Source organism: Phormidium sp. CCY1219, assembly GCF_035615515.1.
Classification (GTDB): Bacteria; Cyanobacteriota; Cyanobacteriia; order Cyanobacteriales; family Laspinemataceae; genus CCY1219.
In genome coordinates this window covers 1-12763 of the sequence record NZ_JAJENT010000816.1, presented here as the reverse complement: position 1 = coordinate 12763, position 12763 = coordinate 1, and the positions used below count along the sequence as shown (strand labels likewise).

Below are 12763 nucleotides of genomic sequence, written 5' to 3'. Positions count from 1 at the left end.
TTTAGGCTGGTCAGGTGGTTAGAAGTACAAGCCCCTGGCTTTAGACATGGGGTTGGTTTCTACGGAGTCCCTGACCTGCTTCCTTCGCCCGCTGATTACCTCTAGCGCGTTAAGTACGAAAGCCCGATCAGCACCGCCAATAGCCCTACTACACTCAACAGAAAATGCTTCACTGAGGTGCCTCGCTTGCGTACCATATTACGCATTGCCAATTTGACATAACTATCTTTGGGCTGCGATTCTTCCGCAGGGGCGGCGATCGCCTGGTCAGGTTGGGGGGTGTCAGAGAGGGTGTCGGGAGTGGATGGATGAGTCATAAGGATTGATGATAACGCGAAAGGCTTCTAGGGAATTGTAACAATAAGTTCACAAAATGGTTGAGAGAAGAAAAAATTGAGAATTGAGCCTTCAACTGCACAATTCTCAATTTTCTGTAGGTTCTGGAGGCTCAATTAAGCGCTAGAGACCTCGCCTAGCTGCGTTTCCTGACGTAGATAGGCTTCGATGAATGGGTCGAGGTTGCCGTTCATCACATCAGAGATGTTGGTGGTTTCCACATTGGTGCGTAAATCCTTGACCATTTGGTAAGGATGAAACACATAATTGCGGATTTGGTTGCCCCAGGCGGCTTCCACCATATCGCCTCGAATTTCGGCAATTTCGGCGGCGCGTTGCTCTTCAGCAATCACCAGCAACTTTGCTTTCAGCAAAGCAAGGGCTTTTTCCTTATTTTGCAATTGCGATCGCTCCTGGGTACAGCGAACCGCGATGCCAGTGGGGATGTGAACCGCACGCACTGCAGTTTCCACCTTGTTGACATTTTGCCCGCCCTTACCGCCAGAACGAGACGTGGTAATCTCCAAATCCTTTTCCGGAATGTCGAGATCCACCGACTCATTGAGAATCGGCATCACTTCCACCCCAGCAAAGCTAGTTTGGCGCTTGCCATTGGCATTAAACGGAGAAATTCGCACCAAGCGGTGGGTGCCTTTTTCCGCTTTCAAAGAGCCGTAAGCATAGCGACCCTCGATCTCCAAGGTAGCCGATTTAATTCCGGCTTCATCTCCTGGGGACAGTTCGCTGCACAAAACCTTGTAACCGTGACTCTCCCCCCAACGAGTGTACATTCGCAGCAGCATTTCCGCCCAATCTTGGGCATCCGTGCCACCTGCGCCAGCATTAATCGTCAATACCGCCCCGTTTTTGTCGTAAGGGCCAGAAAGCAACTGTTGCAACTCCCAGCGTTCGAGTTCGCGATCGAGGCGGGTAATATTCGTTTGCGCTTCTTGCAGCAGCGCCTCGTCTGGTTGAAGTTCGAGCAGTTCCAAAATTGCCTTGGTATCTTCGAGGCTATTTTTCCACTGATGATACTGCTCCTTGTGGGACTTGAGTTCGTTGAGTTCTTGCAGGATCTCAGACGCCTGATTGGGGTCATCCCAAAACTCAGGTTGAGCCGCAAGCTGCTCTAAGTCATGGATTTTGGCATTGAGAACCGGAATGTCAAAGATAGTCCTGGGTTTTACCCAGGCGATCGGACAACTGTTCGACTTCGCGTTTGATGTCTAGGACTTCCATATTGAGTTAATTGAGTTAGACCAGAGTGGACTCCATCGATCTTCTACAATACTGCGGCTAGGAACGCGATGCGGGAACTCAAACCCCTTCGTTGACCTTATAGGGCGTCTCGGCGAAAGGCCCGGATGGCGCATCATTTCTTGCATCCCTAACCCGCATGAAAAATCGATCTGGAGTATTGGGGCTAATTACTCCACGATTAATTGTAAAGAATGAGGGAAGAATTGGGATCCGGTTTTTTGGGGAAGCTTTCCGAACCCGATCGCGCATGCGTGGCAAGTCCTTGCAGTACCCTCCGCCCTTGGGAAGAGTTTCGCAGACGGAATTGAGTTGAGAATTGTTGCTAAATGCCGGCAAATGGTCACAAAAGCGCCGATTGAGGTGACTCGCCAGAAAATCGCTCCATTACCCGCCAACAGAGGATTTAAGCGTACTATGACTCTCATTCTTCAGCAAGCTTTCTTAACAAACCGGAAAGGCGATCGCAAAAAGCCAGAAAAAACCTCAGTATTTTTACGGAAATTTCGGGGATCCTAGGGCAGGAGTTCCGTAAAACGCCCCTAGTAAGTTGCATCTATCTTAGGACAGAATAAGGACAAAATTAACTAATCTTTATCAGTAGCTTTTACAAAAGTCTCTGACTTATCTCCCCAAACATCACGGGGATGTCCTTATTGAGGATTTACTAGAATGGCAACTCAATCCTCTCTGCGCTATAGAGGGATGGAACTGTTAGTTTCGTACCACCAAAATCCCTCCCTAGAAATTCGCAATCAGCTCGTGCGGTTGAATGCTGGTTTGGTGCGAAAAATCGCCCATCGCGTCAGTCATCAATGTGCAGAGCCGTATGAAGACCTCGAACAAATCGGTTACTTGGGCTTAATTCGGGCGATCGAACGGTTCGACCCCACCCAAGGCTGTGCCTTTAGTTCCTTTGCGGTGCCCTACATTCGCGGCGAAATGCTGCACTTTTTACGCGATAAAGCATCTTCCGTGAAGATTCCGCGTCGCTGGCGAGAACTGCAATCCCGAGGGGAAAAAGTTCGCGAAGCCCTAACCGAGTCCCTGGGACGCCCCCCGAAAGAGGCAGAAATTGCCGCCGAGTTAAATATTTCTCTGGAAGAGTGGCGCGAAAGCAAGTTGGCGGGTCAAAATCGCAACCCCCTGAGTTTGGATGCCTTGGTGTCTCAGCACGTGGATACCCCAGTCACCTTGGGCGAGACATTGGTGGATAGTCACTACCAATCCCTACAGCGCCTGGAAGAAGAACGACAACAACTGCAAGAAGCGCTCAACCAACTGGAAGAAAAAACCAGAACCGCGATCGAATCGGTGTTTTTCCAAAATATTCCGCGCAAGGTGGTGGCGGAACAAATTGGTGTCAGTCCGATGACCGTGACGCGCTGGATTAAACGCGGTTTGGAGCAAATGGTCGGTGCGTTGCAAGGATCCGTAACTCAAACCGAGTCCTAGAAAAATACTGCAGGCATGGAATAAATGCAGCATTCAACCGCGAGGAAAGTGGGGGGTAAACCAACCCTCCACTTTCTCTTTGCCACTCCACTTAATGCTCGAACACATCCTTATATTGCAGTAAATCTAAAGCAACGAAGGTGGGCAAACATTGAAAACACTCTTGGGCGAGTGCCCACCGTTCTTCGCGTTTGAGCATTCCCATTAATTTTTGTTGTACGGGCAGCAAGTAACGAACATCGTTGGCGGCGTAACTCAATTGCTCTTGCGAGAGATTGTCCGGATTTCCCCAGTCGGAACTCTGGGCTTTTTTGTCCAGTTCTACGTTTTCCAGTTCTTGCACCACCTCTTTGAGACCGTGACGAGGACTGTAGGTGCGCGCGAGTTTGCTGGCAATCTTGGTGCAGAAAACGGGTTGGACTTCGATCGCCAGATGATAGCGCAGAGTCGCCATGTCAAAGCGAGCAAAGTGAAATACTTTGACGATGTTGGAATGTTCCAGAAGCTGCTTTAAATTGGGGGCTTCTGTTTGTCCTCTGGGAATGCGAACCACGGTGACGCGCGATGAAGGGTCGCAAAGTTGCACCAAACAAAGTCGATCGCGCTGGGGCAACAGTCCCATCGTTTCCGTATCCACCGCGATCGCCCCTGCATATAAATACTCCGCTAACTGTTCTTCCGTCAAATCGCGATCGCATACTTGAAAATCTGTCAATCCCATCGCTTTAGCTTTCCTCCTCCTGCTCTCCCCCGCAATTTTGCGCGCGAGAAACTTGCTATTCCCGCCTTCTCCCGCTTGGCGCACTTCCTCGCCGGAGATTTCGCTCTTTAGCATCCCGGAAAACTGCACACCTGTCAAGCTTTCGTGCAAAATACCCCCACCCAATTGGGGTGGGACAAGCGTTGCCCCACCCCAATTGGCGATCGCAGTGCAATTACCGCGTCTTGATGAAAATTTGAGTGTAATAATATTCCCCTTCGGCGTTTTTGGCAATTCCCACCCCGGTGAGGTCATAATTGCCCAGCATATTTTTGCGATGCCCGGGACTATTTATCCACCCTTCAACCGCTTGTTGAGCGGGATTATTATACCCTTGATTGTAGGCGATATTTTCCGCCGCTCCTCGATAGGAAATCGACTCGGCGATCGCTTCAATTCTCCGGTCAAATCCCCCATGACTAAACGAAACTTCTCCAGTTGCCATCGACCGAGAGTGCTGCCTCGCCACTTGGCTAATCGGTTCCTCGAGTTGCAACGGCGGCAGGTTTTGAGATTCACGATACTCGTTCACAAGCTGGAAAACGGTGCGCTCCAATTCCCGATATTCGCTGGTGGAATTAGAGGAAGTTTGCAGTGACAAATTATTCGGTGAAGGAGAAGGACTCACGGGAGGAGAGGGGGGTGGAAGGGTGAACCTACAGCTTGCCAGGGTAAAGGCGATCGCCGCGATCGGCCACCATCGGAACCACCCCCCCTTCCCGGCGATCGGCGAGGGGATGCCTACCCACCCAGCATCAGGGGTTTCACACCGCCACTGCCCTGGCAAGTGGGGGTTTTCCGGCGATCGCGGCAGTTGCGCGTCAACCTTATCCATCGGGTTGCAGGTATTTCGCCACAGCTTGCACGTCTTTGTCTCCACGTCCAGAGCAATTAATCACAATGCGCGGGCTGCCCTCGAGTTGCGGACAAAGGGTTTCGAGATAAGCGATCGCATGGGCCGTTTCCAATGCCGGAATAATTCCTTCTAATTTCGACAACCGCTCAAACGCCCCTAACGCTTCCGCATCCGTGACGCTGTAATATTCCGCCCGTTGGCTGTCTTTCAAATAACTATGTTCCGGTCCGACTCCCGGATAATCTAACCCCGCACTAATTGAGTGCGCCTCGAGCACCTGACCTTCTTCATCTTGCAGCAAATAGCTCATCGCGCCATGCAAAACGCCCACTTCGCCCCGGGTTAAGGTCGCCGCGTGTTTCTTGGACTCTACCCCTTCTCCGGCTGCTTCTACCCCAATCAGACGCACGTTCGCATCGCGGAGAAATTCATAAAAAAGTCCGATCGCGTTGGATCCACCACCAACGCAGGCCAGCAGAATATCCGGCACTCCGCTCCATTTTTCTTCGCATTGCTGGCGCGTTTCCCGCCCGATAATCGCTTGGAAGTCACGCACGATCGTCGGATAAGGGTGCGGGCCGGCTACGGAACCGAGGATGTAATGGGTGGTCTCTACGTTCGTCACCCAATCGCGAATCGCTTCTGAGGTGGCATCTTTTAGGGTACCGGTGCCGGCAGAAACGGGACGCACTTCGGCCCCCATCAGGCGCATTCTAAAGACGTTGAGGGCTTGCCGTTCCATGTCTTGGACGCCCATATAAATGACGCATTCTAAGCCAAACCGGGCGCAAACTGTGGCGGTGGCGACCCCATGCTGACCCGCACCAGTTTCGGCAATGATGCGCTGTTTGCCCATCCGTCTGGCAAGGAGTGCTTGTCCGATCGCATTATTGATTTTATGCGCCCCGGTGTGGTTGAGGTCTTCGCGTTTGAGATAAATTTGCGGCCCGCTACCGTCGGGTCTGGCGTAATGTTGGGTCAGGCGTTCGGCAAAATAAAGCGGGGTGATCCGTCCCACGTATTCGCGCAGCAACAGGTTGAGTTCGGCTTGGAATTCGGAATCCTGGCGGTATTGCTGATAGGCGGTTTCAAGCTCGGCTAAGGCGGGCATCAGGGTTTCGGGCACGTATTTGCCGCCGAAGCGCCCGAAGCGTCCCAGAGGATCGGGGTTTGGAGTGGGGGTTCCGGAAGTTGTGGGTCTTGGTGTTGTGGTCACGGGGCAAAGGATAATCAATTAAACAACTTTCTATTATAAGGACTGTTCGCCGTAAGTCGGTTTTAAGATAGGGCTGGAACCGACCGATGCCTGGGGGCGCGTCGCGCTACCCTGAAACCAAAGTTCTATCGTTATTTTTCGCGTTTATGGCATCTTCTAAAAAGAAATCCAGTGGCGATCGCATCGCATATCAAGAGTTTGGTTCTCAAACTAATCGGGCAACGGAACGTCCGGTTCCGGAACTCCCTCCCTCGGAGCACAATCTCCGCGTCCAAGCCTCTCGCAAAGGACGCAAAGGCAAAACGGTGACGGTGATTAGCGGGTTTCAAGCTAAACCGGAAACTCTCAGTGCCCTGGCAAAGCGCTTAAAAAGTCAGTGCGGCACTGGCGGTACTGCGAAAGCAGATACGATTGAAATTCAAGGCGACCACAAGCAAAAAATTGTCGAAATTCTCGCCAAAGAGGGTTATAAAGCCAAAATTAGTGGCGGCTAAGTGGGATGATCTTGGACGAGTTTACACCGATGCGATCGGCCTATTTTTTAAACAATTTGCTGCAAATCCTGCGCCACATCGTTGAGTCGCTCTGTACCCACTTTAACTTGCGTAATCCCTTGGGCAGTTTGATTGGCCACTTGATTGAGGGAATTCATTGCATCCACTACTTGTTGAATGGCAACGGCTTGCTGTTTGGCACTCAGGGAAATTTGTTGCGTACTTACGGTAATATTGTCGATCGCTTCGGTCACTCCTTGAAAGGCTTGTGCCGTTTCTTTCGCAACGTTTAAACTGGCATCTACAGTTTTGGTTCCTTCATCGGTAACCATTACGGTAGAATTAATCGCTGTTTGAATATCCGAAACTAAAGCATTAATTTTTTCCGTGGATTTCTGACTTTGATCGGCAAGTTTGCGAATTTCACTCGCCACTACGGCAAATCCTTTTCCATGTTCCCCCGCCCGCACTGCTTCCACGGCGGCGTTGAGTGCCAACATGTTGGTTTGGGTGGCTAAATCGCTAACCAATCCAGAAATGTTGCGGATTTGAGAAGTTTGTTCGCTTAAACGTAAAATCTGTTGGGCAATTTCTCCGACTTTTTCTTTGAGCGCGGACATATCATTTAAGGTGCGCTCTACCGCTTTGCTCCCTCCCTCGGTTAAGCTTAAGGCATTGCGAGCATCTGCAGCTGCAGCTTCGGCTTGTTCGGCAGATTGTCGCGATGATGCGCCTAATTCATCCATCGTCGTCGTGGTTTGATTCACCGATGCCGCTTGCTCGTTGGCAATGCGTTCTTGCTGAACCATTGTAGTGGCAATATCGGTGGATGAACGGGTAATTTCTTGGGCAAATTCCTCTATCCGCCGGCTAACACCCGAGACAATAGAAAAAACGCAATTTAACACCAATCCCAGTTCGATTAATCCCCCGATTAGCAGGGTTAAGCGCACCCATAGTAATGCATTCTCTAGGTTGGCGCTTTCTCTCTCTAGCAATTGCCGCTCTGAAATACTTAATGCGCTTTCCCCAGTTTCTTCGATTTGTTCCTCTATCTGCTTTACCGTTCTCCAGGAATCGTAGGCTCGATTTCCATTAAACCAGGCCACGCTTGTCATGGCAATAAATCCAAAAGTTGGTAGGCTACAAACAAGCCAAATATAAGCCCCCAGTTTTTTGACATACTTCATCAGTGGTGTCTCCTTTGGTTTGAATTTCCTTTGGTTTGGGTTGCCAGAAAGTATTTGGTTTTTTTAGAGTTATCATCAAATTTAATGTTACCCTGATTTGGCTTTTATAATAAAATTTTCTGGTGGGTAAATAATGGTCTGGATGCTATTTTATCTCAGTGGGGATAGGCGCGATCTCCAATAGGGGCATCCCTAACCTACGCTTCGATCGCGATCGCTCCAATTTTTCGGGATCCCTACCTTATCTCTGCACCCAATTCCAGAAAGAAACCCCACCAATGGATCCATACTTGAAAGCCTGAATTTAATTGTAGCCCGGAACAAGCGCTTACGGTAATGAAATTGTTCCCTCATCCATTGCCAATTGCCAATTAGAAATGAGCAGAATACGCTTTGGGGTTCGGATGGCGGGGAAATCGTGGAGTGGGATTGATGGAGGTGGAGGATGGGTTTTAGGAGGGGAAAGTCCAACGCCATCAAGCCGATTTCGGCTCAGTTGAGGATGGATTTGTCGGGATTGGCGGGAGGCGTTTGAGCGAAGAATGGAGTGGCGATCGGATTACTCTGGTTCCTCGGGGACAATTTTTTCCAGGGCTTCTACTAAGGGTGGCAAATCGTTATGAATCGTTTCCCAAACCACTTCTAATACAATTTTGTCATATTCTTGGATAATGCGATTTCGCATCATAATAAAAGGGATTCGAGATAAAGAAATCCGCGTTTTTTCAGAAAGACGACGTTCGGCTTCGCCAATAATTTCGAGTCGGCGAACCACCGAATCTTGCAATTGAATATTCGCCAGAAAATCTGACCAGCTACTTCTGGAGACATAGCTCAAAGCAAGTTTAGCCGATATTAAAATATCCAGCAGGTATTGCAAGTCACGCGGTGGCATAAATCACCTCAGCTAAAGTTGGGACAGCTTGAGGGCGTAAGGGTTTTAGATTGACTCCATCTGCGCTTTGGCGAACCATCTGTGTTTCTGTGGGAAAAAGATTGCTTCGATCCGATGGATTCGGAACTGAAGTCACGGCACAAGGATGCGAGTCTAAGGTAAAAAATAGGCGAATTGCGATCGCCCTTAGAGCATTTTGGCGATCGCTGCGGGGTATGAAGCTAGCAAAATCGGCGACTTTTGCCAGATCGGCGAAGTCACCGTGGGGTTTTGTAGAAGTTTCCATCCTCTTGACACTCGTCGAGTCAGCTCCCTCATCTAGGGTACCACTATTTGCATCGGCTCTGGATCGAGGTGAACTGGGGAGAATTGCCATTTCCGCAACAGAGGGCGCGATCGGCGAAGCGACAGGAGAGGATCCCCACGCCCTCTGTTGCGATCGGGGTTGGAATCGGCGATCGCCCCCCATACCCCTGGCGCAAGCAAAGCGTGGTTTGCATCTCTCCTTTTGAAAAAATTACCCAAATCCGATTCCAGTACGGGTTTCTCTCCCCCACCGACGCCGAATATAGCAACATTTAGCACCCACCTCAATCCTGACTTCCTACCCTCCTTATCTGTAGGAGTACGGATTTCTTTACCAAAGGAATCGTTAAGATAGTAATAGGGTCAAGCATCAAGACGCAATACCTTATCTCGCGCCCCACTGTTCGACCCCAACCCACTTTTTTTGATAATGAGGGAGTTTCTTATGGATTTAGTTCGAATTCTTTGCGCGATTTTTTTGCCCCCCCTAGGCGTTTTCTTGCAAGTCGGAATCGGCGTAGATTTTTGGATTAATATTTTGTTAACGGTATTGGGTTACATCCCCGGTATCGTTCATGCCGTATGGATTATCGCCAAAAAATAGACGCTATTTGGTAATGTAATCAAGAGTAGGGTGGCAGTGCCCATCCTACAATATTTTTGTTAGAAAACCTCATTTTTTAGGTTTTTATGACGTTGAAAAAGACCAAAAAATGGTTTAAGTAAAAATTAAAAATTTTAAAATAAATAACTTTTTAATCAAAATCAAGCGAAAATAAAAAAGAAAAAAGCAGAGTAGTATAGTCCGTGGAAAGCAGCAATAGCGGTGTACTTCAAACCTGCGATCGGCTTTTTTCCCAGAAATTCTTGAAACCAAGTAGTCAGTTTAGCCTTGTTAGGGGAGGAGCGCCCGGATTGGCGTTTCACGGAATATTGTTATGAAATTTTGGTAACCCGAGTGTTGCTAGAGTTTTCCAATGTGAAACTGCTCGACTACGAACAGCGATCTCCGGAGTTAGAAGCGAGTTCCAATTCCTTCGCCGCGATGGCGATCGCGCACCTAAAAACCCAATCCACCCACCAACAACCTCAAGAGAGGTAACAGTGGAAAGTAACTCTGGTAAAGAGCCTGTACCGACGGGGGTACAATTGTTTTGAGATTCGGGAATTATTCCGATTAATCCACTGGATGATGACCTTATTCAAGGAGTGGGCGATCGCGTCGATTTTCCCCCAAAAGTAGGCAGGTGGGCAGAGAAAGCCACTGGGCTGTTTGCTAGGAGCAACTCATATCTAGAAGCTGTGCCCACTCTATTAACTGTACTTGGAGAGGCGATCGCTCTATCGGGAAATGAAAGAGCGATCGCCTTTTGTGGGACTAAAAGTTAATCCCTTGATAACCCATTAGCTGAAAAACAAACCGCCATGATTGAAGAGATTTGCCACAGTGCGGTTGCGGTTAAGCGCATCAGCGCGACGCACTGCCGCTTCAGCATCAACCAATCCCGCACCGTACTGATTGCCCGTATTAGAACCCCCCCAAGTGCGCCATACTCGGTTTGCCGTGCTGGTGAGGATATTTCGCACATCTCCTGCACTCAAACCAGTATTGACACTCCAGACAAGAGAGGCAGCGCCTGCCATGCTGGGACTAGCAAATGAAGTTCCCCAGGTATTCTCGTGACGGCCATTGATGTTAGCCGTCAAAATGCCCGAAGGTGCAACTGCAGTCAGTTCTGAACCGTACTGCGAGTAAGGGTGGCGGGTGGCGCTGTTACCATTACTGTCACCCACAGCACCCACTGCCATGACATTACCATACTGTCCAGCAAAGTTAGCAGGCCAAGAGACAACATTAGTCGGTCGGTTTTGACTGTTACCAGAAGCAATCACAAACAGTGCCGTATCTGCATTCTGCTGCATGAGATTAGCCAGTGCAGCATTATAGTAGTTGCTAATATATTCAGCACTCAAGTTGTAAACCAGTCGCTGACCCCTGGCTCGGGCATATTCGATCTGCTCTTGAGCCGCTGCATTAAATGAACGAGAGCCAAAGACATTCGAGACATACACTGGGCTAGACCAGTTAATTCCAGCCATGCCATATCCATCATTCGTATCAGCAGCAGCAACACTTTGAACCGCAGTTCCATGTCCCCAACCACGACGACCGGCTAAAGCGTCTTGGTCAGAACTATCAATAATGGATCGTCCACTATTCAGGTCAGAGTGGGTCGGTCGATTATAACTATTGAGGTTCAACCCCGTATCCGCTATACCCAGCAGAACATTGCTCGAACCCGTTGTAAATCGCCACGCACCAGGAACGTCCATCATCCGCAGATTCCACTGTTGCGAGAATAAGGGGTCGTTAGGCGTGACGCCGAGATTGACGGTGCCATTGGAGAATTGCACTCGCTCATACCCTTGGAAGTAAATCTCTTGACCCGTACTGTTGACGCGCAACCAATCAAACGTGGTGCCACCAAATACGGCACGGTTATTGGCATTGAAGGTCACGTCACTGCTGCGGATACCGGAGAGGTTGAGGGTATCAGTCCCACCTGCGCCAATGAAGACCGACCCTTGGGTCATGCCAGAGAAGGTATGGGAGCCATTGCGGAAGTCTCCAATCTTGAGACTGTTGGCATTGTTGGGATTAAATGCCAGCACTCGCATCTGAACGTTGCTGGAGCGTCCGACATTGCCGCTGGCATCTCGCGCTTCGGCGTAGATGCTGTAGTTTCCGGCGGATAAATTTTGGTTGTTCAGATTTGCCAGACGAACCCCATCTCGATTGAGGATAGAAAGTTCGGTGACAGCACCCGTTGCTTGATTGCGAGCGAATACCCGCACGCTGGTGGGGGTAACGTTGGTAGCCCAGTTCAACCGTAATGCGCCCCGTTGGAAGACCGTATTGCTGGTGCCATCCCCAGAAGCATCTACGGCAGAGAAAGCGGTAAAGCTCGGCCCTGTGGAAACTGCTTGCACTGAGGTATTGAGGTTATATCCAGTGCTGCCAGCGAAGCGGTTAACGCGGACGTAGTAGGTGCCGGGATCTAGATATTGACTGACAGAATCACTGTTGTTACCGCCATTGACGGAACTGGCAATGGTGCTGCCGTTGGCATTGAGCAAGCGCAGATCGGCATCGGCACTCATGCCAGAAATACTCAAATTGACCCGACTGCGAGTATTCACAGTGAACCGATAGTAATCATCCCCGTCATACTGGCTGACGTATTCCGTGAGAGATTGACCCAGGGTGAGATTGCGGGCATTGTTGATGCTGTTACCTGCGGTATCGGCGGTCATGGTCATGTAGGCTGGATTGCTCCAGGCGCGACCATCATACGCCTGGACGGAAATGCGGTTATCGCCGGGAACGCTGCCACTGACAAAGCGGAGGTAACTGCGTTGGCTGGCAGTAATCTCAAAGGTGGAGGGTTGACGTACCCAACGGCCATTCTGCCAGAGGACGAAATAGCCACTGTTGTAAGCGCTATTGAGATCTTGGAAGCGGTAACGCACGATCGCATCTCCGTCTGGATCGCTGACGTTGAAGGTGGGATAAATGTAGTAACCGATATTCCAGGTTTGATTTGAACCACTAACAACAGGAATTCGATTCAAAGATTGACCGGAAGTCCTCAGTGTATAGCTCGTGTCGCCACTATAGCGTTTGACGCGGATGTAGTAAGTGCCGGTGTTTACATTCACGGCGACTGAATCGGTATTGTTGCTGCCATTGGTGGAACTGGCAACGGTGCTACCACTGGAACTCAGTAAGAACAAGTCGGCATCGGCACTCATGCCGGAGATGCTCAGGTTGACTCGGGTCGGCCCGTTGACGCTAAACCGATAGTAATCGTATTGGTCGCTGCTGCTGACTCGTTCAGCAATCGTTTGACCTAGAGTAATATACCGCGCCGATGACATGGTGTTTCCGGCAGTATCGACGATTTGACCGGAGGTACTGAGTCGATAGTTGGTATCGC

Annotated in this window: 14 protein-coding genes; 5 read left to right on the top strand and 9 right to left on the bottom strand. The window is 49.9% G+C overall.

The features are described from left to right. Window positions 1-101 precede the first annotated feature (101 nt). Window positions 102-317, bottom strand: a complete 216-nt coding sequence (locus LKK83_RS25580; RefSeq protein ID WP_324634278.1) for a DUF3285 domain-containing protein — start codon at window positions 315-317, stop codon at window positions 102-104. Window positions 318-452: 135 nt separating this feature from the next. After that, a protein-coding gene (prfB, locus tag LKK83_RS25575; RefSeq protein ID WP_324634277.1) for a peptide chain release factor 2 occupies window positions 453-1575 on the bottom strand; the annotation gives its coding sequence in 2 pieces (ribosomal slippage) (window positions 453-1502 and window positions 1504-1575; 1122 coding nt in all). A gap of 690 nt (window positions 1576-2265) precedes the next feature. Between prfB and LKK83_RS25570 the strand changes: the two genes are divergently transcribed. Then, complete coding sequence (locus tag LKK83_RS25570; protein ID WP_324634276.1) at window positions 2266-3048, top strand: RNA polymerase sigma factor SigF; 783 nt, start codon at window positions 2266-2268, stop codon at window positions 3046-3048. Window positions 3049-3139: 91 nt separating this feature from the next. On the opposite strand, the gene LKK83_RS25565 is transcribed toward LKK83_RS25570, so the two are convergent. The 3 genes from LKK83_RS25565 to trpB all read right to left on the bottom strand — a co-directional run bounded on the left by LKK83_RS25565 (window position 3140) and on the right by trpB (window position 5880). Then, entirely contained in the window at window positions 3140-3769 is a 630-nt protein-coding gene (locus LKK83_RS25565) for a ribonuclease H-like domain-containing protein (RefSeq protein WP_324634279.1), read from the bottom strand. A gap of 214 nt (window positions 3770-3983) precedes the next feature. Then, a complete protein-coding gene (locus tag LKK83_RS25560) occupies window positions 3984-4643 on the bottom strand; it encodes a CAP domain-containing protein (RefSeq protein ID WP_324634275.1) in 660 nt (219 codons plus the stop codon). Continuing rightward, complete coding sequence (gene trpB, locus LKK83_RS25555; protein ID WP_324634274.1) at window positions 4636-5880, bottom strand: tryptophan synthase subunit beta; 1245 nt, start codon at window positions 5878-5880, stop codon at window positions 4636-4638. The genes LKK83_RS25560 and trpB overlap by 8 nt, the downstream gene beginning before the upstream one ends. Window positions 5881-6026: 146 nt before the next feature. On the opposite strand from trpB, the gene LKK83_RS25550 reads away from it, so the two are divergent. Continuing rightward, entirely contained in the window at window positions 6027-6374 is a 348-nt protein-coding gene (locus LKK83_RS25550; RefSeq protein WP_324634273.1) for a translation initiation factor, read from the top strand. Between the two features lie 47 nt (window positions 6375-6421). Here LKK83_RS25550 and LKK83_RS25545 read toward each other — a convergent pair whose 3' ends face one another. The 3 genes from LKK83_RS25545 to LKK83_RS25535 form a co-directional block, all read right to left on the bottom strand. Further along, entirely contained in the window at window positions 6422-7564 is a 1143-nt protein-coding gene (locus LKK83_RS25545; protein ID WP_324634272.1) for a methyl-accepting chemotaxis protein, read from the bottom strand. 559 nt (window positions 7565-8123) lie between these two features. After that, a complete protein-coding gene (locus tag LKK83_RS25540; protein WP_324634271.1) occupies window positions 8124-8459 on the bottom strand; it encodes a HepT-like ribonuclease domain-containing protein in 336 nt (111 codons plus the stop codon). Then, entirely contained in the window at window positions 8446-8745 is a 300-nt protein-coding gene (locus LKK83_RS25535) for a hypothetical protein (protein ID WP_324634269.1), read from the bottom strand. The genes LKK83_RS25540 and LKK83_RS25535 overlap by 14 nt, the downstream gene beginning before the upstream one ends. Window positions 8746-8792: 47 nt before the next feature. Between LKK83_RS25535 and LKK83_RS25530 the strand changes: the two genes are divergently transcribed. The 3 genes from LKK83_RS25530 to LKK83_RS25520 all read left to right on the top strand — a co-directional run bounded on the left by LKK83_RS25530 (window position 8793) and on the right by LKK83_RS25520 (window position 9867). Then, on the top strand, window positions 8793-9041 hold the full coding sequence (locus tag LKK83_RS25530) for a hypothetical protein (RefSeq protein ID WP_324634267.1): 249 nt from the start codon (window positions 8793-8795) through the stop codon (window positions 9039-9041). Between the two features lie 169 nt (window positions 9042-9210). Beyond that, window positions 9211-9369, top strand: coding sequence for a YqaE/Pmp3 family membrane protein (locus LKK83_RS25525; RefSeq protein WP_324634266.1), 159 nt, complete (start codon window positions 9211-9213; stop codon window positions 9367-9369). A gap of 288 nt (window positions 9370-9657) precedes the next feature. After that, complete coding sequence (locus LKK83_RS25520) at window positions 9658-9867, top strand: hypothetical protein (protein ID WP_324634264.1); 210 nt, start codon at window positions 9658-9660, stop codon at window positions 9865-9867. A gap of 302 nt (window positions 9868-10169) precedes the next feature. On the opposite strand, the gene LKK83_RS25515 is transcribed toward LKK83_RS25520, so the two are convergent. Continuing rightward, window positions 10170-12763 (bottom strand): S8 family serine peptidase (locus LKK83_RS25515; protein ID WP_324634263.1); only part of this gene is annotated, 2594 nt, incomplete at its 5' end.

Bases quoted from the DNA above. Each gene is read 5' to 3' on its own strand.
- LKK83_RS25550 (WP_324634273.1), top strand. From the start codon at position 6,027: ATGGCATCTTCTAAAAAGAAATCCAGTGGCGATCGCATCGCATATCAA.
- LKK83_RS25545 (WP_324634272.1), bottom strand. From the start codon at position 7,564: ATGAAGTATGTCAAAAAACTGGGGGCTTATATTTGGCTTGTTTGTAGC.
- LKK83_RS25525 (WP_324634266.1), top strand. From the start codon at position 9,211: ATGGATTTAGTTCGAATTCTTTGCGCGATTTTTTTGCCCCCCCTAGGC.
- LKK83_RS25570 (WP_324634276.1), top strand. From the start codon at position 2,266: ATGGCAACTCAATCCTCTCTGCGCTATAGAGGGATGGAACTGTTAGTT.
- LKK83_RS25540 (WP_324634271.1), bottom strand. From the start codon at position 8,459: ATGCCACCGCGTGACTTGCAATACCTGCTGGATATTTTAATATCGGCT.
- LKK83_RS25580 (WP_324634278.1), bottom strand. From the start codon at position 317: ATGACTCATCCATCCACTCCCGACACCCTCTCTGACACCCCCCAACCT.
- LKK83_RS25565 (WP_324634279.1), bottom strand. From the start codon at position 3,769: ATGGGATTGACAGATTTTCAAGTATGCGATCGCGATTTGACGGAAGAA.
- LKK83_RS25560 (WP_324634275.1), bottom strand. From the start codon at position 4,643: ATGGATAAGGTTGACGCGCAACTGCCGCGATCGCCGGAAAACCCCCAC.
- LKK83_RS25535 (WP_324634269.1), bottom strand. From the start codon at position 8,745: ATGGAAACTTCTACAAAACCCCACGGTGACTTCGCCGATCTGGCAAAA.